Origin of the sequence: Acinetobacter sp. ACZLY 512 (assembly GCF_023614015.1) — a bacterium.
GTDB lineage: Bacteria > Pseudomonadota > Gammaproteobacteria > Pseudomonadales > Moraxellaceae > Acinetobacter > Acinetobacter soli.
The window spans coordinates 16,949-43,275 of sequence record NZ_JAKIVI010000005.1 but is presented as its reverse complement, the minus strand read 5'-3'; the positions used below and the strand labels follow the sequence as shown (position 1 = coordinate 43,275).

Below are 26,327 nucleotides of genomic sequence, written 5' to 3'. Positions count from 1 at the left end.
GCTAGATGCGCCTTTTTTATTTGATTCGTGCTTAGAACTTGTAGCCAATTTTCATGCCATAGGCAATAGCATGATTATCACTGAACTCTGCTACATAGTCGCTGCTTCCAGCTTGTGCACCCGTCTGTGCTTTGGCATCACCCAGCCAGAAGTATTTCACCCCGCCTGCAATAAAGTAATTCGGTTGTGGGCTATATTGCACACCCAATCCGACATTCCAGTAGCCTTCTGTTGGCCCAAGTGTAGTGACCGGATTTCCAGCACCTGAATCCCAGCCCACAGAAACGTTGCCGGCCCACTGCTCATTAAGCTTGCGACCCACACCGACATTGGCAGACCACTGATCATCTGAGTATTCAACCAGATTAAAACCATTTGGGCGACCAACTAGCGGACCAACCGCTTCGGATACTTTTCCAAATTTATAGGGGCGAATTGAAAAATCCTTCCAGTTGACCCAGCGCACATTGGCAAATGCAACGGTATTGGCCATGATTCCGGTTTGGAAATCAAGATTCACCGATTGTGGTGTAGTAATAGTTGTTTTACCAGAAGATGCAGCAATTGCTTCAGCAGTTGCTGCACCATTTGATCCCAACAATGCTAGAGCTGGTAAGGTTGGAAGGTTCTCATTTATGTTGACGTCATGATCAATTTCGGAGCGATAGGTTAGGGATGCTTTTAAGGCAATCTCTGGAATTTGATAAGCAAGACCAGCTAGCCAGCCTACGCCACTGGTTTCTTTAATATTGGCATCATAACCGTTATACAGACTATAGGCTTGGCCTCTTAAACTTACATTTCCTTTAACGGTTTGATAAACAGGACCCGCATAGAAATTCCAGTTTTGGTTAGGTTGGAAGCCAAAAACAAAGGCAAGATTTTGTGAATCAACCTCAACTTTTGTATTACCTTTTCCTAAAGTAGAGTTTGCTGCTGCAATTCCTGCATCAACTCGATTTGTAATCGCTTGTTTTACACCACCATCAATTTGTGCTTTTACCGTTGGAACATTATTATTATACGCATTAAGTGTCTGTTGATACTGAGCTTGCCCCTGAGGAGTTGATAGATTAACTCCTTGTGATTGTAATGCTAAGCCCACTCGATCTTGAGCACTTAAGCCATTAAAAGTTGAATCTATTGTACTATTACGAATTGCGGTTAATCTATCAGTAGGTAAAATTGTATCTGTTACAGGATTCGATACGAACACATTATTGCCAGAATATTCTGCTTTGGCACCAAATGGCTGATCGTAAAGTAAACCAAATGAAAAATGATCGGCCACTTGTAGTTTGAGCACCGCGCTTGGGAAATAATAATCTTCCGCCATGTCGCCAATGTTACGACGTGTGGTGCTGCTTCCTGCTTCTTTACCCGAAACATCTGGATCTAGAATAGAAATGCCTGCTTCAAAATAATTTCCTGGTTGCAAGAATCCCGACATAGACTGACCCGAACGGTCTAGCGCTGCTGCAAAGGCGCCAGTCAGTGGTAAGCTTGCAAGTAATACAGCCGTACTTAAGTGTTTTAATTTCATTGTATTTTCCCTTGAACATCAATGTTTTATTATGGTGTTCCTTCATGGAACTGATGTTTAAACTTTTTCCTTTCGATCTAAATGCCGAAAATCAAAAAGTTACTCCGTGGTACAAAAATAACACAATTCACAGGCGTGTAAATGCTGGAAATGAACCAATTAGTATAAATTTTTCGCTTTACGCATTGTTTATGGTTTATATTTGATCAATTTGTGTGCGAGATAGAGCTGAACTATGAAATCATTATGGATTTTCGTAGATTGAATTGTGTAGCTAGTTCAATCCATCAAATCGCAATGAGCTTAATCATTGGATTTTCTCAAGTTTAAGGAGAATCTCATCAAGCTGTTTAATACGCTTGACCTCATCCCATAAACTTTTTGCTTCAGGGTAGGCCTTGGTCATCATGCCCAACCACTGCTTATAGCGGCCAATCATTCCCACTTCGGTTTTGAATTGACCACTCAAAAAGCGTTGTTGCAGCACAACCAGATCTGACCATGTCATGAGTGGCTGGTCTGAGTTTTCTCGAATACATAGGGTAAGGTCAGGCGTTGTCACTGCACCACGGCCCAACATTAAGTCCTCACACTGTGATTGGGCTTGACAGGCTTTGGCATCTTGGTTGTTCCAGATCTCACCATTGGCAATTACTTGAATATCAAGTGCGGCTTGAATTGGCTGAATTTTTTCCCAATAGGCTGGTGGCGTATAGCCATCTGCTTTGGTTCGCGCATGTACCGTCAGCCAGCTCGCGCCTGCGTCTTGAATGGCATAGGCGTTGTCCATCGTGTGGTTTTCATCGAGGTAACCCAGACGCATTTTTGCAGAGACCGGAATATGAGCAGGTACAGCATCGCGCACTGCCTTGACCAGTTCATGTACCACATCGGGTTCATCGAGCAGAACTGATCCACCACGATGTCGGTTTACGGTTTTGGCTGGGCAGCCAAAATTCAGATCGATGGCAGGTGCGCCCAAGGCCACCACTTTTTCAGCATTGGCTGCCAGCATATCCGGATTATTCCCCAGAAACTGCACATGGACTGGCGTACCAGCCGCAGTTTTACCGTTATTTTTAAGCTCTGGGCAATAGCTGTAATACACATGGTCGGGCAATACGCTATCGGTAACACGGATAAACTCGGTTACGCACCAGTCAAAGCGGCCAACATGAGTGAGCACATCACGCATGATCGGATCGGTTAAACCTTCCATTGGTGCAAGAATGAGTTTCAACGTATATACCCTGACTGGTTTGAATAAACCAGAGCGTTATACGCATTTTTACAGGCGATGTCCAGTCATGACATGTGGCTTAAAACAGCAAGCATTAAATGCCGAGAATAAGCTCTAAAATCATTTTGCTGCCAATAAATCCGATGGCAAGTAAAATAAAGCCGATCAGGGTAAAGCGAATGGCTTTTTGGCCTCGCCAGCCAAATTTTGCATGACCAATCAAGAGAGCGCCATAGATGATCCATGAAATTATGCTAAACACGGTCTTGTGAGCCAGATGCTGGCCCAAGAAATTTTCAACGGTAAAAAAGCCAAAAGCCAGCGCGACGGTTAAAAGCACAAAACCAGTACGCAGCAAATCGAATAACAAGGATTCCATGGCCTGAAACGGAGGCAATAAATTCACCCAGAAGCGATGTTTTTGCTTCTTTTTGAGTTCGCGATCTTGAAACCAAAGCAAAATTGCATGAATGGTTGCCATCAGCAGTACAGCATAGGCAGATAGAGACAAGATAATATGTAGGTCTAGACCGAGGCTGTGCCTTTCAATGAACTGATCTGGTCGACTAAACGCATAGCCTAAAATAAGGCCCGTGGCTGCCACAGGAATTCCGATCAGATTCAGTGCCAAAATAGGCCGAAACGTACTAAAAATCAGACTCATGAGTAGCATGAGACCTGAAGTAAATGAAATAAGGTTAAATACGTCGTAATTGATTCCCAGCGGAGTCAGCATACTGTTATATAAAACAGCTGCATGCAATGCCAAACCTAAACTGACCACACTGCCAATAAGCCAAGAGTTGGGATTATGTTTTGACATCAAGTGCATAAACAGATACCAGAATGAGGTCGTATACGCAATAAGTGCCAAAATGGTATAAACCAACGGAAGACTGATCATGTCAAACCTTTTTCGGGATTTAGAATATTCATCTAGATGAGATATAAATTCGCGGCGAACTACAGTATCCTATAGCATCTTATGCATAAATTTTCTATTTTGAGAAAGATTTTTTTGCAACTGGCCATTTTTAGCGGATTTTGCAATGTTTGATACCTTAACAGAACGACTCACGCAGAGTTTAAGAAATGTTACTGGCTCAGGGCAGCTAACCGAAGACAATATTAAAGATACCTTACGTGAAGTACGTATGGCACTTCTTGAAGCTGATGTTGCGTTACCTGTAACTCGTGAATTTATCGCGAAAGTTAAGGAACAGGCATTGGGTCAGGAAGTGATGACTCAGCTTTCCCCTGGGCAGGCATTCGTCAAAATTGTGCATGACGAACTGACCAAAATGATGGGTGAGGCCAATGAAAGCCTCGATCTTGCGGCAAAACCACCCGTGGTGGTGTTACTTGCCGGTTTGCAAGGTGCGGGTAAAACCACCACGGCTGCCAAGCTTGCACGTTTTTTACAAGAACGCCAAAAGAAAAAAGTCGCGATGGTATCTGCCGACGTATATCGTCCGGCTGCGATCAAGCAGCTACAGACGGTAGCGGGCGAAGTTGGCGCGATCTTTTTTGAATCGAATGCCAATGAGAAGCCGATTGATATTGCCAACCGTGCCATTGAGCAAGCCAAAATTCAGTTTGCCGATGTACTGATTGTCGATACCGCAGGTCGTTTACATGTCGATGAAGACATGATGGGCGAAATTAAAGCATTACATGCCTCGATCAAACCGACAGAAACCTTGTTTGTGGTCGATGCCATGACTGGTCAGGATGCTGCCAATACTGCGAAAGCATTTAACGATGCTTTACCGTTGACGGGTGTGATTTTGACCAAAACCGACGGTGATGCACGCGGTGGTGCAGCACTTTCTGTTCGTGCAATTACTGGTAAACCGATTAAGTTCTTGGGTATGGGCGAAAAGCTCGATGCTCTCGAGCCGTTCCACCCTGAACGTATCGCACAGCGTATTCTTGGCATGGGTGACGTTTTGTCACTGGTGGAAGAAGTCGAGCGCAAAATCGACAAAGAAAAAGCCGAAAAAATGGCGAAAAAATTGCAAAAGGGCGGTACTTTCAATTTGGAAGACATGCTCATGCAATTTGAACAGATGAAAAAAATGGGCGGCATGATGGGCTTTCTGGATAAACTTCCAGGCATGAGCAATTCAGGTATCCAGCAGGCGATTGAGCAGGCCAATCCTGAAAAGCAAGTCAAGAAAATGGAAGCCATTATTCAGTCGATGACGCCTAAAGAGCGTAAAAATCCAGATATTATCAATCCAAGCCGTAAAAAACGTATTGCGGCTGGTTGTGGTATGGATGTTTCTGAAATCAATAAATTGCTTAAACAGCACAGTCAGATGGCAAAAATGATGAAAAAATTTGCCAATCCGTCTGGCATGAGCAAAATGATGCGTTCATTCGGCAATCTGCAAAAGCAGTTTGGCGGTGGCGGTGGTGTCGGGCCATTGTTTGGCGGAAAAGACGACAAGAAATAAGCTTAAACAGCATAAAAAAGGCGCTACGGCGCCTTTTTTATGCTTTAGGTACAAGCGGGCTGATGCTGTAGATAATGCTGTAAGCCTTTGAGTAAAAGATCAGATTCGATTTGCGGGGAATAATGCTGCAAGAACTTGGCAAATAAAGGCGCATCGCCACCCGTTAAAACCAATTGCTGCGGTGTAAGCTGCATAATGGCTTCAATTGTACTGACCAATCCCAGTAAAATCCCGTGATGTACGGCATCTATGGTGTTGTGTCCCGGATCAAGATCATCAAAGGCAGAATCTGGAATTTTAATGCCTTTGGTATTTTGAATCAGCGCATCACGCTGCAAATATAAATTCGGCAGAATATAGCCACCCAAATGCTGGTGGCCTTGAACCAAATCGATCGTCAGAGCGGTGCCGCAGCCAATCACACATACATTTCGATCAGGCTGGGCAACCGCCAGAACTTGTAGCCAACGATCGATTCCAAGCTGGGCAGGTTGCTCGTAGCCACATTTGAGTTGTGCGTACTCGGCATGCACTTGAGCCATGACAATTGGAATATTTAATCGGGCGAGAATTTGCTGGATACGGGCATTATTTTCTGCATCGAGTACCGAAGAGACACCGACACGCTGAATTTTCTGATGATTAAAGTGCTGGATAAGGCCGAGCAGTAAATCCGCAGGTGATTGCAAATGCAGCTCGGCAGCATGTTCAATCGTCTCACCGTTTTGAGTGATCCAGTATTTTAATCGGGTGTTGCCGATATCGAGCCATAACTGTTTCATAGCGCCGATCCATCTTCATGCTGAATCAGACGCATACGACCTTGATAAAAATGCTTCAGGCCCTCTTGATCATGCACCATCACCGCACCTTCGCTGTTAATACCTTCAAAACTACCCGTAATGTGACCCTGATGATGCTCAAAACGGATAGCCTGATGCATAAAGGCAGCATAATGGTTAAATCGCTGGTCGAGGTTATAGCAGCCATGATCAAACCAGTCCTTGGCATTTTGAATAGCAAGGTAGAGCTGTGCAATCAGCTCCGTCCGGTCTGCCTGAAGTAGCCCCAAATCGCTCAGCGAAGTAACTGCCTGATCGGTCGGCAACTGCATGGGTGTGACCAGATTCATGCCTACGCCAACAATCGCCTGATGAGGTGATAACGGCTCGACCAGAATACCTCCCCATTTTCCTTGTAGGCTATATAAATCATTCGGCCACTTCACCTGTAATTTAAGCTCGCTTAAAGCTGGCATTTGTAAGATATTTAATGCAATTTCAAGCGCCAGACGGCCGTCAAGCGTTGTTTGAGTATTGACCAGTGTGCTTAAATAAATGTTACCTTTGGGTGAAATCCATTCGCGCTGGTGCTGGCCCCGTCCTTGGGTCTGAATCTGGCTGCACACCAATGCAGTTGCAACATTTTTTTGCGCAAGCTCACGCACATCATCGTTGGTCGATGTGGTGCTTTCTTTGAGAAGAAGAATTTCTGGCAGTTGCTGTGCGTCTAAAAGACGTTGTCTGAGTATACGTGTCTCTAAATCCATGTTGAATCTGAGAAAAGTGGAAAATTATTTATGGAGTTAATCATATATCTGGCTATTGGTGCAATCGCTGGATTTGCCGCAGGCTTATTTGGTGTAGGTGGTGGGTTAATTATTATTCCAATTTTATACGTGGTGTTTCATCAGCTTCAGTATGATCCTACCGTGATCATGCACATGGCGGTGGGTACGTCTCTGGCGACCATTATTGTGACCTCGATCAGCTCTGTGATGGCACATCATAAAAAAGGTGCGGTACTCTGGCATGTATTTAAAAATATGGCGCCTGGGCTGGTGATCGGATCATTGATTGGAGCGGGAATTGCCGATCTATTGTCTGGCCCGCATCTGCAACTGATTATTGGCAGTTTTGCAATTTGGGTAGCATTTAAAATGTTTAAAGGCGCTCATACTGTGGTTGATCAAACACAATCTTTGCCGTCGCGCGCCATGCAAATTCTGGCAGGAGGGGGCATTGGTGTAGCTTCCGCTATTTTCGGAATTGGCGGTGGCAGCCTGACCGTACCTTATTTGAATAAAAATGGCGTGGTGATGCAGCAGGCAGTTGCTACTTCGGCTGCCTGTGGCTTACCGATTGCCGTTGCGGGGGCGCTTGGCTTTATGTGGTTTGGTTATCAACAACACGTCTCTGTTCCGAATGCAATTGGCTATATTCATCTCTATGCGTTTACGGGCATCAGTATCATGAGCTTTATCACTGCCAAATTGGGGGCTCGTGTGGCACATCAGTTATCACCTGCCATGTTAAAAAAATGTTTTGCTTGCTTATTGACCACGGTAGGCATTTACTTTATTTATCAAGGCTTATCTTAATTAAGCCTGAGCCAGTTGATTGATCTTTTTTAAATGATGCAGCGCATACAGAAATGCACAGTCATCCTGTAAAAGACGGCAATTGGCTTAAAATGCAATAAAATTGTTAGACAAAGACATAGCAATATTAGATTCAAATCAGTTAAAAACAATAAACACCATGCAGGATTGGCACAAGTGCGTCCAATAAAAAATGAAAAAAGGTGAGCCATGAATCTTGATGACGTAGACAGTCTTTCAGAACACATTGCACGACGGATCGGTGAGCAAATTATTGTAGGGGAATTGGTCGAAGGTGAGCGTATTCAGGAGCTTCGCATTGCTAAAGAGCTTGACGTGAGTCGTGGCTCAGTGCGTGAGGCTTTGTTGCTGCTTGAGCGTACGCATCTGATTGATATCTTTCCGCGTCGCGGTGCGATCGTGTCCGAAATGTCCTCACAGCAAGTCAAAGCTTTATTTGACAGCAGTGTGTTGGTACTGGGGCACATTGTGCAGCGCCTGAGTGAAAGCTGGCGCGGACATGAAGCAGAGCAATTACAACATTTGCTTGTGCAGCTTGAAGAGCAAGTTAAAGCAGGTGACACCGAAAAATTTTACGATGGCATTTTCGACTATTTGGCTGCCCAGCACGATATCGTGGGAAATCCCTATTTAATGAAATTTTATAAAGAGCTGTTGCCCTCGTTGCGCCGTAGTTATTTTTTAACCTTAAATACCTCCCGACGCGAGTTACAGGAGGCTTTTGCGCTGTTTAAGCTGGTGATTGATGCAATTTTAATCCGAAAATCACATCAAGCCACTTTATTTATGGAAGATTTTTGCCGACACTTGCGTAACTTGGTGTTGGACTCCTTGACGCGCATGAAACAGATCGAACTGGCATGGGCGCGCCGTTCACGTCGTTCTTCGACGCGCTAATCGTTTCAAGTATCCACACCAGATGATGAGATATGTGCCTGCATTGAGGCATGTATAAATAATAGACATCATATTTCTGGATTGATTGAGACACTATGCGTTTAAGCAGTTTAAAACTTGCGGGCTTCAAATCTTTTGCTGATAGTGCCACTTTGCACTTTAAAGCCAACCGTACAGCGGTTGTGGGGCCCAATGGTTGCGGTAAATCCAATGTAATCGATGCCATACGCTGGGTGATGGGCGAATCTAATGCCCGTCAATTGCGTGGCGGCAGCATGCAAGATGTGATTTTTACCGGAACGGCAAAACGTAAACCCGTGGGAATGGCCAGTGTCGAATTACGTTTTGAAAACACCTACGGAAAATTAGGCGGTACCTATAATGCCTATTCGGAGCTTGCAGTACGCCGTCAGGTGAATCGCGATGGAAAGTCCGAATACTTTTTAAATGGTACGCGCTGTCGTCGTCGTGATATTACCGATATTTTCTTGGGAACAGGCCTTGGGCCGCGTTCCTATGCTGTCATCGAGCAGGGCATGATCAACCGCCTGATTGATGCCAAACCCGAAGAAATGCGTGTATTTATTGAAGAAGCCGCAGGTGTCTCACGTTATCAGGCACGCCGCCGTGAAACGCTTCAACATCTTGAACATACCGAGCAGAACTTGGCACGGCTGGACGATATTGCACTTGAGTTAAAAAGCCAGCTCAAAACGCTTAAACGTCAAGCCGAAGCAGCTATTCAATATAAAACGCTAGAACAAGAGATCAAAACGCTCAAAATTGAAATTTTATCCTTTCAATCTGAACAAAGCCTGCACCTACAACAAGAATATACTGTGCAGATGAACGCATTAGGCGAAGAATTTAAACTGATTCGCTCAAAACTCAATACCATCGAACATGATCTTGAATCGACCAGTGCCTTGTTTCAGCGCTTAATTCAACAATCGACACCCCTGCAAACCGAATGGCAAACTGCCGAAAAAAAATGTGCTGAGCTTAAAATGGTGCTGGAACAAAAACAGAGTTTGTTTCAGCAAAATAGCGTAACGCTTGGCCAACTTGAGCAACAAAAAGCGCAAACCAAAGAGCGTATCCAGCTGAGTGATATTCAACTTGAACATTTACATGAACAGATAGAGCAGCAAAATACTGACTGGCATCAAGCTGAAGCCGATACACAACAGGCTGAGCAGCGTTATGCCGATTTACAGACACAGCATGTACAGGTTCAATCGCAATTTGAGCAACTCAAAGCCCAGATTGAAAAGTATCAACAGCAAAAGTCTCAAATGACAGCTCAAATGGAGCAACTGGGAAAATCGATTGATCGTACCCAGCAGCAAAAACAGACCTTAGAGCAGCAGCTTGCGCATATTTCATCACAGGTGCAAGATGACGCACAACGTGAATTACAGCATGCACTTGAACAGCAGCAGCATGAGGTTTTCGTGCTTGAGCAAAAACGAGATGAGCTAAATTCTGTACTTACACAGTTGCACGCGCAACAGGCGCAGCAAAAAGCCCAGCTCGATCCGCTTGAAACACAAATCAAGGTGTTGCAAACAGAGCAGAAAAATCTGCAACAACTGGTAACCAAGCAAAGTAACAAATCTCAGGTAGGTAGCACGCAACTTTTACAAGTATTACAACTCAAAGAAGCGGGGCGTTCATACGCTAGTTTGATCGAGAAACTGTATAACCGCTGGATGGACGCGCATTATTTAGATCAGCATCAAACCTTTCAAAGTGAAATTGCCCGTCAGGTTCGTCCGGCAACTATGGCGCCGCAGAGATCATTTGCCAACTTAGTCGCTTTGGCAGACTGGATTGAAGCACCCCAGCTCTCACTTTGGAATGATATCTGGATCATTGACACATTAGATGCTGCATTAGCTTTGCAATCCTCATTGAGTGTGGGGCAAAGTTTATTGACGCTCGACGGTTATCATGTGGCCAGAGACTGGATGATTGGTCTAGATTATGACCATCAAAGTCAGAGCAGTGGCATGCTCAGTCACCGTATTCGGCTCGAAGAAATAGCCCATGAATTACCGCAATGTATCGCTCAACGTAAAACGCTGATCAACGCGTGGCAAACGCTTGAGCAGCAATGTGAGATGCAGCAGCAAAATATGCAGCAGATTCAGCGTGAGCTCAAAGATCTACGGCCGCTTGTGCAAAAAACTGAGCTTGAAATTGCACGCCAACATGCTTCCGCACAAGCGTATGTGCTGCAACAACAGCAACTACAGCAACAGCTAACTCAACTTGAGCAGCAGCTTGAAGAAGATGCCATGCAGCGTGATGATCTGGAGATCGACTTGCACGCTCTACAGTTAAAATTAGATGCACATTTGCCGCAATATAAAATTCAGCAACTCGAGTGGGAAACGCTTACCGAGCAAAAAGAGCAGGCATTTGAGCAATTACAGCAGCATCAGCAAACACGTGAGTTATGCAGTCGTCAGTTGGCACAGACCCAGCAGCAAATTGAGCTACTTGAAAAAGATCTATCGTTTTTAAAAACGCAAATGCAGCAGATTGTGGCACAAATGGAGCAGGCGAAAAAATTTGTCGATCCGGTACAACTGGAGCTGCCCGCGTTAGAAACCGAGTTTTCCGAGCAGTTTCAAAAAACTGAAGCCCTGCAAAAGCAGTGGAAAGAGTGGCAACTAGAGTTGAATCATGTTCAGGAAAAACAGCAGACACTGACTGAGCAGCGCCATGATACTGAGCAAAAAGATGAGAAGATCCGTGCTGCGCTGGAACAAAAACGTTTGGCATGGCAGGCCACAAAATCGGATTTGGCGCACTATCAAGAACAGCTTGAGGCGCTCAATGCACAAATATGTACCGGCCTAAAAATTGATCTTGAGTCGCATCAGCAACGGCTCGATAAAACCCTCAAGCAGTTTGAAAAACTCGGTGCAGTCAATTTGGCAGCCTCTCAAGAGTATGAAGAGGTTTCTGCACGTTTTGATGAATTGAATCATCAGATGCAAGATTTGGAAAACACGGTCAATCAGCTCAAAGATGCCATGAAAAGCATTGATTTAGAAACCCGTAAACTGTTTATGACCACATTTGATCGGGTCAATCATGAACTGCAAGATCTGTTTCCAAAGGTATTTAATGGTGGCGAGGCTGCATTAAGTCTTGAAGATGACTGGCAATCGGGTGTAAAACTAATGGCACGACCACCAGGTAAGCGTAACAGTTCGCTGGCGCTGCTTTCCGGCGGTGAAAAAGCATTAACCGCTTTGGCATTGGTATTTGCAATTTTTCGATTAAATCCGGCGCCTTTTTGTGTGCTGGACGAAGTGGATGCACCGCTAGATGACGCCAATGTACAACGCTTTTGTAATTTGGTAAAAGAACTATCTGAGCACGTGCAATTCATTTACATTACACATAATAAACTTGCAATGACAATGGCAACTGATTTACTGGGGGTCACCATGCCAGAACCGGGCACCTCTAAATTAGTTACCGTTAATTTGGAAGAAGCAAAAGAATACGGGTTAGTTACGGAGTCATAGTATGGAAGTCACCACGATTGTGGGTATTGTTGTAGCCGTGATCATCATGATTATTGGGTTAAAACTACTGCTTAAAAGATCAACACCCGCTGAACCTTCTCTCGAAAGTGAATTACACATTGACTCTCAAAGTAATCAGCCGATCATTCCGCGTCATGTGCGAGATCAGCTTCCAGCTCAGGCGCTTGAACAAAACGAGCGTAAAGAGCCTACATTGCAGGCGATTCCAGATGAGCAAGATGATCCAAAATCTGCGTCTGTAGCGACCGAAGCAAATCCAGTAGAACCAGCGTCTGCTGCTCCAGCTGCCACACAGTCCGATGTCGTGGTGCTCCAGCCGCTCAATACAGAACCTACCGCCACGACACCAGTGACTGAATCTGTGGTGAAACCTGAAACTCAGCCAGAGCCTAAGGAGGCTGAACTTAAGCTTAATCCAGATGTTGCAACGGTTGAAATTGCAGAATTTGACGGCGAAAGTAGCCTTCTTGATGTGCATTTATCTCAGCAACAACAGTTTGATGACGAAAGTGCTTTAGCTACAGCGGAACAAATTTTGGCACTGAATGTTTATCCAAATCCGCGCCGTGCGCTTTCGGGCGATAAAACGCTAAAAGTATTGCTGAAATATGGTTTACGTTTTGGTGAACTCTCTTGCTTTCATCGTTATGAAAAAACCGATGAACCAAGCCCGCTCATGTTCTCTGTACTTCGCATGACCGATAACGGTCCGGCAGGTTTTGATCTTGAAGCATTATCAGTCGAGCAAGTACAAGGTTTGGCTTTTTTCTTGGCACTGCCGCATAACAATGCGCTCACTGGCTTTGACATGATGGCAAGTATTGCAGGTCTGGTTGCTCGAGAAATTGACGGTAAAGTGTATGATGAAAATAACAATGAACTGACACCACAGTTGAAAGAACACTGGCGTCACCATGTGATTGACTATCGTTCATCACAGGCATCAGTTTAAGCTAAAAATCTTTTATACTGATAAGCAATACGACAAAATTGAGGGCGGATGTTTCCGCCCTTTTATATGGTGAAATTTTATGATGCAACCTGCTGATATTGTTGCGCAGATGCGGCAGCTGATTCAATTAATCGCAAAACACAATCATGCTTATTACGTGATGGATCAACCCACCATTACCGATAACGAATATGACCAGTTGTTTCATCAGCTTAAAGCACTTGAAGCCGATCATCCTGATCTGGTACAGACAGATACACCCACCAATCGCGTGGGTGGGCAGGCATTAACAAAATTTCAAACCGTAACGCATACAGTTCCGATGCTGTCGTTGGGGAATGTATTTAATCAAGAAGATTTATTTGCTTTTGCACGCCGGATTGAAGAGCGCTTGCCCAATCAACAGATTCAGTATGATGTCGAGCTAAAGCTGGATGGTCTGGCGATTTCACTGTGGTATGAAGATGGAAAACTGGTGCGTGGGGTCACACGTGGCGATGGTGAAACAGGTGAAGACATTACCCAAAACGTGAAAACCATTCGCAATTTACCGAAACATTTACATCATAGTTCACAGCCTGTTCCGCGCTTCTTAGAAGTGCGTGGTGAGGTTTTGATGCCAAAGCTCGGTTTTGAACGTTTAAATGCGGCCAACGAGGCCAAGGGTGAAAAAACATTTGCAAACCCGCGTAATGCCGCAGCTGGAAGTTTACGACAGCTTGATCCGAGTATTGCGGCGTCGCGTCCCTTGGCATTTTATGCCTATGGTATCGCACAGTGTGAGCCTGCACATGGCTTGGCCAGTATGCATGAAAGCTTGCAATGGTTAACAGCGCTGGGTTTTGAAATTGCCGAGCGTCAGTTTCTGTGCTCATCGATTCAGGAAGTTCAGCAGCGCTATGAGCAAATACAGCAAGAGCGGCCTCAACTGGCAGTTGAAATTGATGGCATGGTCATCAAAGTCGATGATCTGAAACAGCAGCAGCAACTGGGCTTTTTAAGCCGTGAACCACGCTGGGCCACCGCCTATAAGTTTCCTGCAGAAGTTGCCATGACCACAGTCGAAAATATTGACTGGCAGGTCGGGCGTACTGGAACACTGACGCCAGTGGCACGTCTGACGCCTGTTTTGGTGGGTGGCGTGACGGTATCTAACGTGACACTGCATAATATCGGTGAAATTCACCGTTTAGATGTGCGTATTGGCGATCGGGTCAGTGTATATCGTAGTGGAGATGTGATTCCAAAGGTGGAGAAAGTCTGGCCAGAATTTCGTCCTGAAAATGCAGTTGAAGTACAATTACCAGCACAATGCCCGGTATGTTCATCCCCTGTGGTGATGCCTGAAGGTGAAGCACTGGCGCGTTGTTCGGGTGGTTTGTACTGCGCCGCACAGCGTATCGAGGCCATTCGTCATTTTGTATCACGTAAAGCCATGGACATTGAAGGCTTGGGAGATCGTTGGGTGGAGTCATTGCTGCATCTTGATTTACTTAAAGATGTTGCAGACATTTACCATTTGCACGAACACCGTGAAAAATTGCTCACGATTGAAAAAATGGGTGAGAAATCTGTACAAAACCTGATTGATGCGATTGAAGTCAGTAAAAAAACCACATTGGCGCGTTTTATCTATGCACTCGGTATTCGAGGTGTGGGCGAAACAACGGCCCGAATGCTGGCCAATACCTTCCAGACACTGGATGCCTTGAAACAGGCCGATGTCGACATGCTGAAAAAAACGCCAGATGTCGGTGATATTACCGCAGAATGGATTTACGATTTCTTTTTGGCAGAGCACAATGTCGAAGTTATTGAACGCCTACTGGCAGCTGGAATCCATTGGGATGCACCGATTGCTCCGACACGTCAGCCACTCAATGGTGAAAGCTGGGTGGTTACGGGGACGTTAAGTACCATGGGGCGTGACGAAGCCACACAGCGCTTGCAGGCATTGGGTGCGCGTGTGAGCGGAAGTGTATCGAGTAAAACCAAATGTGTTGTGGCGGGTGAGAAAGCGGGTAGTAAACTCGACAAAGCAGAAAAACTGCAAGTTCGAGTGATGAATGAAGATGAGTTTTTAGCATTTTTAGCGCAATACAACGCTTAAAGGTATCTCACCGCTTATGGCTCTTGAATCTATATTGGGTGATTGATTCGAGCATCATTAAAACAAGCATTATTAAAAAAGGCAGTCCAAAGACTGCCTTTTTTGCCAAAACGAGGTATGACTACTTTTTGCTTATTCGAAAAATTAGATTCGTTTTTTAATGACACCATCATCAAGTAATTGTTGAAAATGTTCACAGACACTTGCTTCTATGTTGCGATAGCGAATTCCGAGTTCTTTTTGACTTCGTGTTGCATCAAAATATATTGGATAGCCCATATTCAGTTTGATGAATTCACGAGAGTATCCAAGCAATGGCCCAATCAGCGAAAATGCTTTTTTAGGCACAGTAAAATGCGGAAATGGAAAGCGATAACCAAAACACTGCGTCAGTGCTTTACCCATTTCCAAAAGGCTTAAACTTCCGCCAGAAACAATATATCGCCCGTGTGCATCATCATTGAGTGCAGCAGCCACATGTGCATCGGCTACATCGCGTACATCGACGATACCGTTCCACATAGGCGGAACACCAAATAAGGTCACACCGTTGGCAAACTGTTGTAGTAACTCAATACTTCCAGACTGGCTAGAAGCGGTCAGAGAAGGCCCCATCACCAATGCCGGATTGATACATACCAAAGACCAACGATCTTGTTGCTCAGCCATTTCCCATGCTTTACGTTCGGCAGCAACTTTAGAATAAGAGTAAGGCTGATGGGTTTCGCTACTGGTTGTATTCCAGCAGCTTTCATCAAATGCGTTATGTGGCGTTTGTTTAATTTCGATGGCATCACCATAGGTAGCGGCAATACTTGAGGTCACCACGACGCGTTTCACCGAGGCTGTACGATTGACCGACTCAAGCACATTTTCAGTGCCTTTTACTGCTGGCTCGATAATATCTTTTACGGCATCTTTGTAATTGGTAATCACAAAGGGCGATGCGGTATGAATCACGATTTCGCAGCCCTGCATCGCTGTATCGAAAGCACCTTGATCGAGAAGATCTGCTTTAAAAAAATGAATTTGCCCAGAAGATTTTTCTGCAATGTCTATGAGATGTTGAAGTTTTTGAGTCTGGGATGGATCTCTTACTGTGGCATGAACTGTAAAGCCTTGACCTAATAGTCGCTCGATAATCCAACCAGCGACATATCCAGTCGCACCTGTGACAAGAATCGGAGTATTTTTTTGCATTTTTATCATCGTTTTGGCAAGTGAAATGAAGGTATTTGAAGCATATTAGCTGGCTTTGCTGTTTAATGCAGTTTTGATTTTAAAATAATTATTAAAGATACATAAAATGGATTATTTTGTGTTTTGTTACAAAAAGATAAACGCTCTTAGATCAAGGTCTACCATTTAAATTTTTGCTAGAAAATGATCGCAAACCACTCATTTCAATCAACAAAATAGGATAACTCGAACTGTAAATGCGTATGTTTATCATTTTAATTTTATAAAAATCAGTAAGTTAAGGTGTAAAAAGCTTTGCAATTCATCTGGGGTTTGCGCATAATAAGTAAAGAATACGGGAGAATTGAAATGCGTGGCAATCCAGAAGTCATAGACTATCTCAACATGTTGATCGGTGGCGAACTGGCTGCTCGTGATCAATATCTAATTCACTCCAGAATGTATGAAGACTGGGGTTTGAGTAAAATTTACGAGCGTATCGATCACGAAATGCAAGAAGAAGCTTCGCATGCCGATGCCATTATTCGTCGTGTTTTGTTCCTAGAGGGAACACCAAACATGCATCGTGATGACATTGAGGTGGGTACAGATGTCGTTACGTGTTTGAAAGCCGATTTGGCCTTGGAATATCATGTTCGCCAGAAACTTGCTGATGGCGTGAAGCTCTGTGAAGAAAAAGCTGACTATGTGACGCGTGATATGCTTCGTGCGCAAATGTCGGATACCGAAGAAGATCATACCTATTGGCTTGAAAAACAGCTTCGTTTAATTGAACTGATGGGCCTTCAAAATTATATTCAGTCTCAAATGTAAGACTCTTAAACTCAGCTCCGGCTGAGTTTTTATTTTATTTTTCTTCATAAAAACCAAAACTAAATTGCTATATCTCGCTATTCGACGATCCCTTTCTTTTTTTTATTTTTCAGTATTTAATAGACCTCAAATTATATTATCTAACTATTTGAATTTATTTAATTCTAATTGGGGGGAGATCAATGCCTTTAATCCGTGTGATTGGTAAAGAAAATCATAAAGTCTTGCAAGAGCTTTCAGACAATTCATTAAAACTTGACCAAGCTTCTGTAGTTGTTGCCAATTTACCTTCGGATCAAATTGATGAAATCGTCAAAGACGGCACAAGCATGATTATCAAGCTTAAAGATGGTGAAATTATCATTATCGATCAGTTTTTTAACGAGCATTCAACCAATCAGAACAGCTTAGTATTACAAGATGAATCACAGAAACTCACTTGGGTGCAGTTTATTGAGGCACAAGGCAATTCTCAGCCGCAGTTGGTATTTGAGCGTGTTGAATCTACTGATGCACTGATGTATCACGACGGTGGAATGGCGATGGAGCCAGTTTGGTCATGGGCAGTCGTTCCTTTAACCGCAGGGGGTATTGCGCTTTGGGCGCATGATCATAAAGATAAAGATCATGAAGAAAATAATAATAATGAGGCTGCACCAAACACAACTAATAGCAGTGAAAATACGGTCGTTGTTGTATCTGAATCTTCATCGACTCAATCAGATGATGAAACAGCAACTGACAATTCAGCACAAGATCAGAGCGAGCCATCAACTTCAAATACAGATTCAAGCAGTGATGACGTCGCTACACTGGTCAGTAAAATTTTAGATCAAAGCGATGCTTCTTCTACAACATCGATTACATCGACTGCCAGCAATGCATCATTAGAAATTTATACCAGCAGCACCGATCTTTATATAGATCTAATCAGTAGCAACTCTGTCATTGTATAAAAACAAGGTGGGCTTTGTACCCACCTCACATGACTTTAAAACACAGTTATTTCGCCTGAAAGCGTTTAAGATCATTAAAGACATCATTGGCATGGGTCTGGGTATCTACGCTGGTGTAGTGATACACAATAGTACCTTTCGGATCGATCAGAAAACTTTCACGTTTGGCAATTTTTACAATGCCCAGATTACGTACAATACCAAACTTGCTCGCAAGTTCATGATTGTTATCGGCTAAAATTGGAAAATTAAGCCCTAATTTTTCTGAAAATTTTTGATGTGATTTGACATCATCTAAGCTCACGCCTAACACCACAGCATTGGACTTTAAAAATTGCGGGTATAACGCTTTAAACTGATTGGCTTCTTGCGTACAGCCCGGAGAATTATCTTTTGGATAGAAATACAACACTACCCATTTACCTTTGTAGTCATTCAAACTGTGCCATTTGCCATTTTGATCCTGTAATCTAAATGCAGGGGCAGGCTGGCCGACCCATTGTTTCTCGGCTTGATTGGATGAACTCAAGGGATTTGCGGCAATCGTAGATGTTGTGACTGTACCTGCCAGTGCCAGTGCGATTGATAAAGCGATAGTTTTCATCATGATAAACCAGAATTGTTATTTTTAATGCCTGTATTTTAGCAGTGATGAAGATCGATTGCTGTAGTGTTGATGTGATTATGCCATGGTCATCGTTTATAACTCTTTTATACTGGGTCAAATTGTTATTTTGTGCTTAGAGTTTTGAAATGGCTCAAATTTTACTCATTACAGGTTGGGGTGGTGGAACAGGGCTACTTGAGCCGCTTCAACAGCAATTACAGCAGTGCGGTCATACGGTTACATTAATGAATATCTTTGATGCATTCGATCCTGTTGTGATGCAAGATCGGGTTCAACAGGCAAAGACTGCTGATGTAATAATAGGTTGGTCATTAGGCGGCCAACTTGCCTTGCTTTTGGCTCATGCGTTACAACAAGAGACAGGAAACACGTTGCCCGTGATCACACTCGCGAGCAATCCATGTTTTGTTGCACAGCCAAACTGGGAATGTGCTATGCCACAAGAGACATTTGCAGCGTTTAAAACTGGATTTATGCATGATCCGGCAAGTACGCTCAAGCGATTTGGATTGCTAGTCACCAAAGGCGTTACAAGTGCAAAACACCATTGGACTTTTATGCAAAGTTTGTTACGGGCACAACCTATTTCGTTGCTTCAACAAGGATTAAAACTCCTGGAACAACTCAATCTGGTCGATACACTAAAAAGTTATTCGGGAAATCAACTTTATGTGTTTGCAAGGCAAGATGCATTAGTTCCTTGCCAAATTGTTGAAAAAATGCAGTATTTAGCTTCAGAAAAAATTAAAGTAATTACTTTTCATGATGCTGCGCATAGTTTTCCATTTACGAAAGTGATTGAAACTTGCAAGGAAATTGAAAAATTTATTCAAACATCGGTCTAAGCTTTAGCCGAAATGATGGTTCTCGCAATTTATTTCTAAACCGAGCAGGTTTAACATGGTGGCGATTGAAGTATTTAAGCAATAAGGAGTCATCCGTGGTGGATCAGTTTGATTTGGAACATATCTGGCATCCGTATACCTCGATGATGAATCCATTGCCAACTTTTAAGGTTAAGCGTGCTTGCGGTGTTACTATTGAGCTTGATGACGGACGTCAATTAATAGACGGTATGTCATCTTGGTGGTGCACCATTCATGGCTATAATCATCCTGAATTGAATCAGGCAGCCAAAGACCAGCTCGATCAGATGTCACACATCATGTTTGGTGGTTTTACCCATGATCCTGCCATCAATCTGGGCAAAATCCTGTTAAAAATAACGCCGCCAAGCTTAGATAAAATCTTTTATTCCGATTCTGGATCGGTGTCGGTAGAAGTTGCACTTAAAATGGCCGTGCAATACTGGACTGCTCAGGGGTTGTCGCAAAAAACCAATTTCATTACAACGCGCTCTGGTTATCATGGTGACACATGGAACGCGATGTCGGTGTGTGACCCCGTGACGGGTATGCATCAAATTTTTGGTAGCAGTCTTGCAAAACGTATCTTCGTGCCGGCGCCACAGACGCCTTTCGATGCAGACTGGAATCCAGAAGAAATGCACGTGGTCGAACAGATGCTTGAGGCTCATCATCAAGAGTTAGCGGCATTTATTATTGAACCGATTGTTCAAGGTGCGGGAGGAATGCGCTTTTATCATCCCGAATATTTGCGCCAGCTCAAACAGCTCTGTGATAAATATCATTTACTACTCATTTTTGATGAGATTGCGACAGGATTTGGCCGCACAGGCAAACTCTTTGCATGGGAGCATGCTCAAGTTGAGCCAGACATCATGTGTATAGGTAAAGGATTAACGGGTGGTTATATGAGTCTCGCCGCCACCTTGACCAGTAAGCATGTTGCTGAGGTCATCAGTCAGGGAGAGGCTGGTGTATTTATGCATGGGCCTACATTTATGGGAAATCCACTGGCGTGTGCGGTGGCGTACAAAAGTACCCAGTTGCTGATTGAGCAAGACTGGCAGAGCAATATTCGCCGTATTGAAACACAGTTGCAGCAGCTTCACTCGCTTGCGGAGCTAGACCATGTCGCCAATGTACGTATTTTGGGTGCAATTGGTGTCGTAGAGCTCAAATATAATGTCAACATGCGTGAATTACAGCAGCGCTTTGTAGAGCTTGGTATCTGGATTCGGCCATTTGGTAAATTGGTGTACATAATGCCGCCGTATGTGATTACAACGCATGAGTTAGAACAGTTGCTCCAAAATATGATCAAGGTAGTGCGTGAAATGGAACAGGGAGTACATTATGGCGTTGCTTGATCACTATGCTCAGCAACTCGAGCAATTAAAGCAAAGCGGGAATCTGCGTCAGTTTAAGCCAAATCAGCAGCAAGATGCCTATATCGAGATTGCTGGGCAACGCATGTTGAATCTATCTTCAAATGATTATTTGGGTCTGGCTGCCGATCTGACCTTGCGTGAAGCATTTTTAGATTTACAGCCATTAGCGCGCTGTTACTTTAGTTCCTCTTCCTCGCGTTTACTGACTGGAAATTTTGCTGAGTATGAGCAATTTGAACATACCTTGAGTGAGGCTTTTGGTGGCAGAGCCGCGCTTTTGTTTAACAGTGGCTATCATATGAATATTGGTATTTTGCCTGCATTAGCAGATGCCAAGACCTTGATTTTAGCCGATAAGCTGGTACATGCCAGTATGATTGACGGCATTCGGCTTTCACCAGCCAAGTACGTTCGTTATCGTCATAATGATTTAGCTCATTTAGAAAAGCTGCTGACTCAATATCATGATGATGATCAGTTTGATCGGATTATTATTGTCACTGAAAGTATTTTTAGTATGGATGGTGATGAAACCGACCTAAAAGCGTTGGTGAGCATCAAAAAACGCTTTAGCAAAACCATGCTCTATGTAGATGAAGCCCATGCGATAGGCGTTCGGGGAGAATTAGGTTTAGGCTGTGCAGAACAATACGGCGTGATTCAGGAGATTGATTGCTTGGTCGGGACTTTTGGCAAAGCACTGGCTTCAGTGGGCGGTTATCTGATTTGTGATCCGATCTTACGAACTTATCTGATTAATACCATGCGACCACTGATTTTTAGTACCGCCTTGCCACCAATCAGCATCGCCTGGACACATTTTGTCTGGTCGAAGATGTTGCATGCACAGCAGCAACGTACACATTTGGCCGCAATCAGCGAGCATTTACAACGCGCTGTGGTTGCAAAGGGGTATAGTAGTCCATCGAGTAGCCATATTGTGCCAATTATTGTGGGCGAAAGTCAGGCTGCCGTTGATCAGTCGAAACGTGTGCAGGATTGTGGTTTTTATGCCATGCCTGTACGTCCACCTACTGTGCCGCAGCATAGCGCACGCTTACGCATTTCATTAACCTCAATGATTCAATTAGATGATCTTGATCGATTGGTGAGCTGTTTGTGAAATTAGATAAAACACGCATAGCACAGCGTTTTGCCAAAGCAGGGCAAAGCTATGTCGAGCAAGCAGTCGTTCAAAAAAAGATTAGTCAGAAATTGGCTGAGCTGATGCAACAGTATTGTCCAGCAACGTTGCCACATGTCTTTGAAATTGGTTGTGGCTCGGGCAATCTCACGCACCATGTATTGGCCAATTTTGCGATCAGTCGGTTGTACCTCAACGATTTGTATGCTGATGTACAACAGCATTTTCTCGATGAACAACCGATCACATGGTGCATAGGCGACATCGAACATATCGATTTACCTACAGCACTCGACGCAGTGATTTCTAGTTCAGCAGTGCAATGGGTGCATGATTTGCCCCAACTGCTACAGCGCTGCCATGATGCTTTACAACCCGGCGCTTGGCTGTGCCTATCAAGTTTTGCTCCATTAAATTTCACCCAAATTAAGCAATTAACCGGGCAAGGTTTAAGCTATTGGTCGCGTCAAGATTGGCAAGTGCAGTTACAGCGTGCTGGCTTTGAATGTGTCTATCTGGAAGATCAACTGCTTGAGATGTATTTTGATACCCCCAAGGCAGTGCTCAAGCACCTGAAACTGACCGGCGTGACAGGAACAACTCAAGGTAATCAGCCGCACTGGACCAAAGGCACCTTACAAAAGTTCTATCAGGATTATCAGCAATTTCAAAATAATGAAGGTCTATATCCTTTGACCTATCATCCGCTTTACTGCTTGGCACGGAGAACAACATGACAGCATCGGTTTATTTTGTCAGCGGTATCGATACCGAAATTGGTAAAACCTTTGCCACGGGTTATCTGGCAAAAAAATGGAGCAGCGAAGGCCAGCGTGTGATCACGCAAAAGCTCATTCAAACAGGCAATCAAGAACTGTCTGAAGATATTCAAAAGCATCGTGAAATTATGCAAACCGGCTTGTTGCCTGAAGATCTTGAAAAGCTGACCATGCCCGAGATTTTTAGCTATCCGGCATCGCCACATCTGGCGACAAAAATCGATGGTCGTGAGATCGATTTTGATAAAATCGAACACGCTACAGCAACGTTGATGCAACGCTTTGATACGGTCTTGCTTGAAGGTGCAGGTGGTTTGATGGTGCCGTTAACCGATCAGTTGCTCACCATTGATTATATTGTGAAGAGAAAATTTCCAGTTATTTTAGTGAGTTCTGGGCGCTTGGGGAGTATCAATCATACCTTACTGAGTCTTGAAGCGCTCAAGCAACGCGGACTCACACTCTATGCGTTGGCGTACAACCTAAACGATGAATCCAAAGATCCGCTGATTTCACAAGATACGGCAGCTTATTTAAAACATTATTTGCAGCAACACTTTCCAGAGGCGCTGTGGATTGATATTCCAAAGTTTTAATTTGTATCTTATAGCTTATATTTTAAAACGTAAAAATATCTACAGAACAGACGACATATAAAAAGTGATTTGCACTGTATATTTAGCCATTCTGTTTGATTAATTTATAAAAAAAGCCAATGTAGCGTTCTACATTGGCTTTTAATGTTTATTGCACAACCTAGCAACTAAGACTTACATCTTTTTAAAGCCTTTTTGATAGTTCGGTGCTGGACGACGAGTATTTTTCATGCCGCCTTCACGTGTGTTTTCAGTTTCGCTGGTGTCACGTTTTTGCTGGCGTAAATAGCCGCCACGACGCGCTGCCATCGGCTTTTCGGCCATACGTTCAGTACGACGTTTTGCCATACCGTATAAGCCAGTCCCTTGACGTGGTTTGAGTTCAACCAGTTTGGTTAAGCTATCGATATCGCCTTTGTCGAGTTCCATCCAGCGGCCAGTACGCAATTCACGCGGTAAAATAACTGAACCGTAGCGGGTACGAAGCAGGCGGCTGACTTTAAGCCCTTGAGATTCGAACAAACGACGAACTTCGCGGTTACGGCCTTCTTTAACCACCACCTGATACCAACGGTTGATTCCGTCACCACCGAGCTCAGAAAATGATTCAAACTTCGCTGGACCATCATCAAGTACGACACCATTGAGTAAGGTCTGACGAATTTGAGGGGTCACTTCACCCATGACGCGTACGGCATATTCGCGTTCAATTTCATTAGAGGGGTGCATCAAGCGGTTGGCCAGTTCACCATCATTTGTAAACAATAATAACCCAGTACTGTTGATGTCGAGACGTCCCACCATCACCCAGCGATCATTGGCGATTTGTGGCAAATGATCAAAAACGGTTGGACGCTGTTCTGGATCGTTGCGAGAACAGATTTCACCTTCTGGTTTGTAATAGATCAGTACGCGACGACGAATTTCGTCTTCGATCTGAAATTGTACCTTACGGCCATCAATCCTTAATTCATCGCCTGGTTCAATCCGTTCACCAACTTGAGCAATTTGGCCATTCACACTGACGCGACCCGCGGCAATGACCTCTTCCATATATCTGCGAGAACCTAAACCAATTCGCGCTAATACTTTTTGCAATTTTTCACTCATGACAGCATAACCTTAGAAATAATTGTCAACAGTTCACCGATTTATGATTTGGGTGCATGTACATCCAAACCCATAAACGCGTCCTTGGCATCCTGCAGGGGAGGCAATTGACCCAGTGAGACTAGGCCAAACGCATTCAAAAATTGAGGCGTTGTAATTAACAACGCAGGTCTTCCGGGCAAGTCTCTAAAACCAGATTCCTTGATCCAGTTCCATTCAAACAGCAGCCTTAAAATCTGACTGTTATTTGAGACGCCCCGTATTTGTTCAATATCCGCACGTGTCACAGGCTGGTGATACGCAATCACCGCAATCGTTTCAAGAAGGGAGGGAGACAACTTTGTTGGACGTTCAGGCCAAACTTGCGCAATTATATTACGATATTTTGAGCGAACCTGAAACCTAAAACCTTGAGCAGTCTCTATTAATTCAATAGAACGACCATGCTGCAACACGGCAAGTTGTTGTAGAAAATGCCGAAGCTGTTGCTTACTGTATTGATTGTTAAATGCTTCTTTTAAACGTGCCAGTGAAACAGGCGCGTCACTTGCAAACAAAATGGCTTCCATTTGCAACAAGACTTCATGATGAATATCTTCAAAAGACAGTGCAGTACTTTGGTCTATGGTCATATCTGAGCTCCTTGAATTGCGAGCGGTGCCTCTACACCAGAAGCGATGATTTTAATTTTTTGCTGGCGCGTCAGTTCTAAAATGGCCATAAACGTGACCACCATGCCCATGCGCCCCTGTTGTGGCTTTAACAGTGAGACAAAGTTTAAAATCTCACCCGATTGAACCTGTGCTTCAATATATGCAATACGCTCTTCAAGTAAAACAGGTTCTTGCGCAACGGTATGCGTCACTGGTTCGGGACGATTAAAAATACAAAACAATGCATCGTGAAGGCTTTGTACATCATAGCCTTCATATATCGGCGCAATCACACCTAATCCGACATTCGGATGAAAGGTATCACGCTCCAAAACAGGAAACTGTCCAAGACGTTCGGCTGCTTTTTTGACGCGCAAATAGGTTTCTAAACGATCAATCAGCGCTTGTTTAGGGTCTTTTTCAATAGAGAGCGTCGTTGGTTTTGGAAGCAAAAGGCGCGATTTTAAATCTGCAAGTAATGCCGCCATCACCATATAGTCGGCAGTCAGTTCGATATCCAGCGATTTCATGGCGTCCATGTAAGCCAAATATTGCGTGGCAATTGGGGCAATATCAACCTGCAATAAATCGAAACCGTTTTTTTGAATCAGGTAAATTAAAAAGTCGAGTGGGCCCTCGAAATGTTCGAGTAATATTTCAAATGCAGCAGGCGGAATATAAAGATCTTCAGGAATAGACGCTTGCCATTCATCCAATACACGAATATTAGGAAGGTGATCTTCTGAAGAAGGTAAAGCTTGATTCATTACAATATTAGGCCACGCGAATTTTCAAAGGCATGAAAGTGTTTCGTAAGTAACGCATAATCGCTACTTAAAAAGGAGAAGTAAATAAAATATGCGCCATTCTAATCTAAATTTGGTATCGAATACATTGCCTAAAAGAATAAAATCCAAAATTAAATCTATGAAGAGGCACATTGTTGATGCCATCTTTGTGAATTGGTGACATGATTTACCTGCTTACAATACTTATTTAGCATGTTGGTCTTAAGTTTTTTGATCC

At 43.8% G+C, this 26,327-nt stretch carries 23 protein-coding genes; 13 read left to right on the top strand and 10 right to left on the bottom strand.

The window, feature by feature from the left end; all coding sequences use genetic code 11:
- Positions 1-31 precede the first annotated feature (31 nt).
- The 3 genes from L2096_RS07230 to L2096_RS07220 all read right to left on the bottom strand — a co-directional run bounded on the left by L2096_RS07230 (position 32) and on the right by L2096_RS07220 (position 3,687).
- The gene (locus tag L2096_RS07230; protein ID WP_151746434.1) at positions 32-1,543 is read right to left on the bottom strand and encodes an outer membrane protein transport protein; all 1,512 of its coding nucleotides are present in this window, start codon (positions 1,541-1,543) and stop codon (positions 32-34) included.
- Between the two features lie 307 nt (positions 1,544-1,850).
- The gene (locus tag L2096_RS07225) at positions 1,851-2,783 is read right to left on the bottom strand and encodes a tRNA dihydrouridine synthase (RefSeq protein WP_250365151.1); all 933 of its coding nucleotides are present in this window, start codon (positions 2,781-2,783) and stop codon (positions 1,851-1,853) included.
- Positions 2,784-2,877: 94 nt separating this feature from the next.
- Positions 2,878-3,687: a cytochrome C assembly family protein gene (locus tag L2096_RS07220; protein WP_004935303.1), complete on the bottom strand. Its 810-nt coding sequence runs from the start codon at positions 3,685-3,687 to the stop codon at positions 2,878-2,880.
- Between the two features lie 145 nt (positions 3,688-3,832).
- On the opposite strand from L2096_RS07220, the gene ffh reads away from it, so the two are divergent.
- The gene (gene ffh / locus L2096_RS07215; protein WP_004935305.1) at positions 3,833-5,242 is read left to right on the top strand and encodes a signal recognition particle protein; all 1,410 of its coding nucleotides are present in this window, start codon (positions 3,833-3,835) and stop codon (positions 5,240-5,242) included.
- Positions 5,243-5,286: 44 nt separating this feature from the next.
- Here ffh and L2096_RS07210 read toward each other — a convergent pair whose 3' ends face one another.
- Together L2096_RS07210 and L2096_RS07205 are read right to left on the bottom strand one after the other, a co-directional pair.
- Entirely contained in the window at positions 5,287-6,024 is a 738-nt protein-coding gene (locus L2096_RS07210; protein ID WP_250365150.1) for a pantothenate kinase, read from the bottom strand.
- Positions 6,021-6,791, bottom strand: a complete 771-nt coding sequence (locus L2096_RS07205) for a biotin--[acetyl-CoA-carboxylase] ligase (RefSeq protein WP_004935311.1) — start codon at positions 6,789-6,791, stop codon at positions 6,021-6,023. Before L2096_RS07205 ends, L2096_RS07210 begins: the two co-directional genes overlap by 4 nt.
- A gap of 30 nt (positions 6,792-6,821) precedes the next feature.
- Here L2096_RS07205 and L2096_RS07200 point away from each other — a divergent pair, with 30 nt between their 5' ends.
- From L2096_RS07200 to ligA, 5 genes are all read left to right on the top strand, one after another.
- Positions 6,822-7,622, top strand: a complete 801-nt coding sequence (locus L2096_RS07200; RefSeq protein WP_250365149.1) for a sulfite exporter TauE/SafE family protein — start codon at positions 6,822-6,824, stop codon at positions 7,620-7,622.
- Between the two features lie 210 nt (positions 7,623-7,832).
- Positions 7,833-8,540 (top strand): GntR family transcriptional regulator, encoded by a 708-nt coding sequence (locus tag L2096_RS07195; protein WP_004935317.1) that lies wholly within the window; start codon positions 7,833-7,835, stop codon positions 8,538-8,540.
- 95 nt (positions 8,541-8,635) lie between these two features.
- Positions 8,636-12,085, top strand: a complete 3,450-nt coding sequence (gene smc / locus L2096_RS07190; protein ID WP_250365148.1) for a chromosome segregation protein SMC — start codon at positions 8,636-8,638, stop codon at positions 12,083-12,085.
- Between the two features lies 1 nt (position 12,086).
- The gene (locus L2096_RS07185) at positions 12,087-13,058 is read left to right on the top strand and encodes a cell division protein ZipA C-terminal FtsZ-binding domain-containing protein (protein ID WP_250365147.1); all 972 of its coding nucleotides are present in this window, start codon (positions 12,087-12,089) and stop codon (positions 13,056-13,058) included.
- A gap of 79 nt (positions 13,059-13,137) precedes the next feature.
- Positions 13,138-15,168: an NAD-dependent DNA ligase LigA gene (gene ligA, locus L2096_RS07180; RefSeq protein ID WP_250365146.1), complete on the top strand. Its 2,031-nt coding sequence runs from the start codon at positions 13,138-13,140 to the stop codon at positions 15,166-15,168.
- A gap of 144 nt (positions 15,169-15,312) precedes the next feature.
- Here the strand turns inward: ligA and L2096_RS07175 are convergent, their stop codons facing one another.
- Positions 15,313-16,368 carry an SDR family oxidoreductase gene (locus L2096_RS07175; RefSeq protein ID WP_151977808.1) on the bottom strand — a complete coding sequence of 352 codons (1,056 nt, stop codon included), beginning with the start codon at positions 16,366-16,368 and terminating at the stop codon, positions 15,313-15,315.
- 348 nt (positions 16,369-16,716) lie between these two features.
- On the opposite strand from L2096_RS07175, the gene ftn reads away from it, so the two are divergent.
- Both ftn and L2096_RS07165 read left to right on the top strand, forming a co-directional pair.
- Positions 16,717-17,181 carry a heteropolymeric bacterioferritin subunit Ftn gene (gene ftn, locus L2096_RS07170; RefSeq protein ID WP_004935333.1) on the top strand — a complete coding sequence of 155 codons (465 nt, stop codon included), beginning with the start codon at positions 16,717-16,719 and terminating at the stop codon, positions 17,179-17,181.
- A gap of 182 nt (positions 17,182-17,363) precedes the next feature.
- Positions 17,364-18,137 carry a BapA/Bap/LapF family prefix-like domain-containing protein gene (locus L2096_RS07165; protein ID WP_250365145.1) on the top strand — a complete coding sequence of 258 codons (774 nt, stop codon included), beginning with the start codon at positions 17,364-17,366 and terminating at the stop codon, positions 18,135-18,137.
- 46 nt (positions 18,138-18,183) lie between these two features.
- Here the strand turns inward: L2096_RS07165 and L2096_RS07160 are convergent, their stop codons facing one another.
- On the bottom strand, positions 18,184-18,744 hold the full coding sequence (locus L2096_RS07160; RefSeq protein ID WP_004935340.1) for a peroxiredoxin: 561 nt from the start codon (positions 18,742-18,744) through the stop codon (positions 18,184-18,186).
- 146 nt (positions 18,745-18,890) lie between these two features.
- On the opposite strand from L2096_RS07160, the gene L2096_RS07155 reads away from it, so the two are divergent.
- From L2096_RS07155 to bioD, 5 genes are all read left to right on the top strand, one after another.
- The gene (locus tag L2096_RS07155) at positions 18,891-19,610 is read left to right on the top strand and encodes an alpha/beta fold hydrolase (protein WP_250365144.1); all 720 of its coding nucleotides are present in this window, start codon (positions 18,891-18,893) and stop codon (positions 19,608-19,610) included.
- 95 nt (positions 19,611-19,705) lie between these two features.
- The gene (bioA, locus tag L2096_RS07150) at positions 19,706-20,998 is read left to right on the top strand and encodes an adenosylmethionine--8-amino-7-oxononanoate transaminase (protein WP_119690114.1); all 1,293 of its coding nucleotides are present in this window, start codon (positions 19,706-19,708) and stop codon (positions 20,996-20,998) included.
- Positions 20,985-22,142, top strand: a complete 1,158-nt coding sequence (locus L2096_RS07145) for an 8-amino-7-oxononanoate synthase (protein ID WP_250365143.1) — start codon at positions 20,985-20,987, stop codon at positions 22,140-22,142. The genes bioA and L2096_RS07145 overlap by 14 nt, the downstream gene beginning before the upstream one ends.
- A complete protein-coding gene (gene bioC / locus L2096_RS07140; RefSeq protein ID WP_250365209.1) occupies positions 22,133-22,900 on the top strand; it encodes a malonyl-ACP O-methyltransferase BioC in 768 nt (255 codons plus the stop codon). The genes L2096_RS07145 and bioC overlap by 10 nt, the downstream gene beginning before the upstream one ends.
- Entirely contained in the window at positions 22,897-23,538 is a 642-nt protein-coding gene (gene bioD, locus L2096_RS07135; protein ID WP_076032921.1) for a dethiobiotin synthase, read from the top strand. The genes bioC and bioD overlap by 4 nt, the downstream gene beginning before the upstream one ends.
- Positions 23,539-23,712: 174 nt before the next feature.
- Here bioD and rluB read toward each other — a convergent pair whose 3' ends face one another.
- Genes rluB through L2096_RS07120 form a run of 3 tightly spaced genes read right to left on the bottom strand, consistent with a single transcriptional unit; the run spans position 23,713 to position 26,068 of the window.
- A complete protein-coding gene (gene rluB, locus L2096_RS07130; RefSeq protein ID WP_004935357.1) occupies positions 23,713-24,648 on the bottom strand; it encodes a 23S rRNA pseudouridine(2605) synthase RluB in 936 nt (311 codons plus the stop codon).
- Positions 24,649-24,689: 41 nt separating this feature from the next.
- Complete coding sequence (gene scpB / locus L2096_RS07125; protein ID WP_250365142.1) at positions 24,690-25,280, bottom strand: SMC-Scp complex subunit ScpB; 591 nt, start codon at positions 25,278-25,280, stop codon at positions 24,690-24,692.
- Positions 25,277-26,068: a segregation and condensation protein A gene (locus L2096_RS07120; RefSeq protein ID WP_004935364.1), complete on the bottom strand. Its 792-nt coding sequence runs from the start codon at positions 26,066-26,068 to the stop codon at positions 25,277-25,279. The genes scpB and L2096_RS07120 overlap by 4 nt, the downstream gene beginning before the upstream one ends.
- Positions 26,069-26,327: the final 259 nt, after the last annotated feature.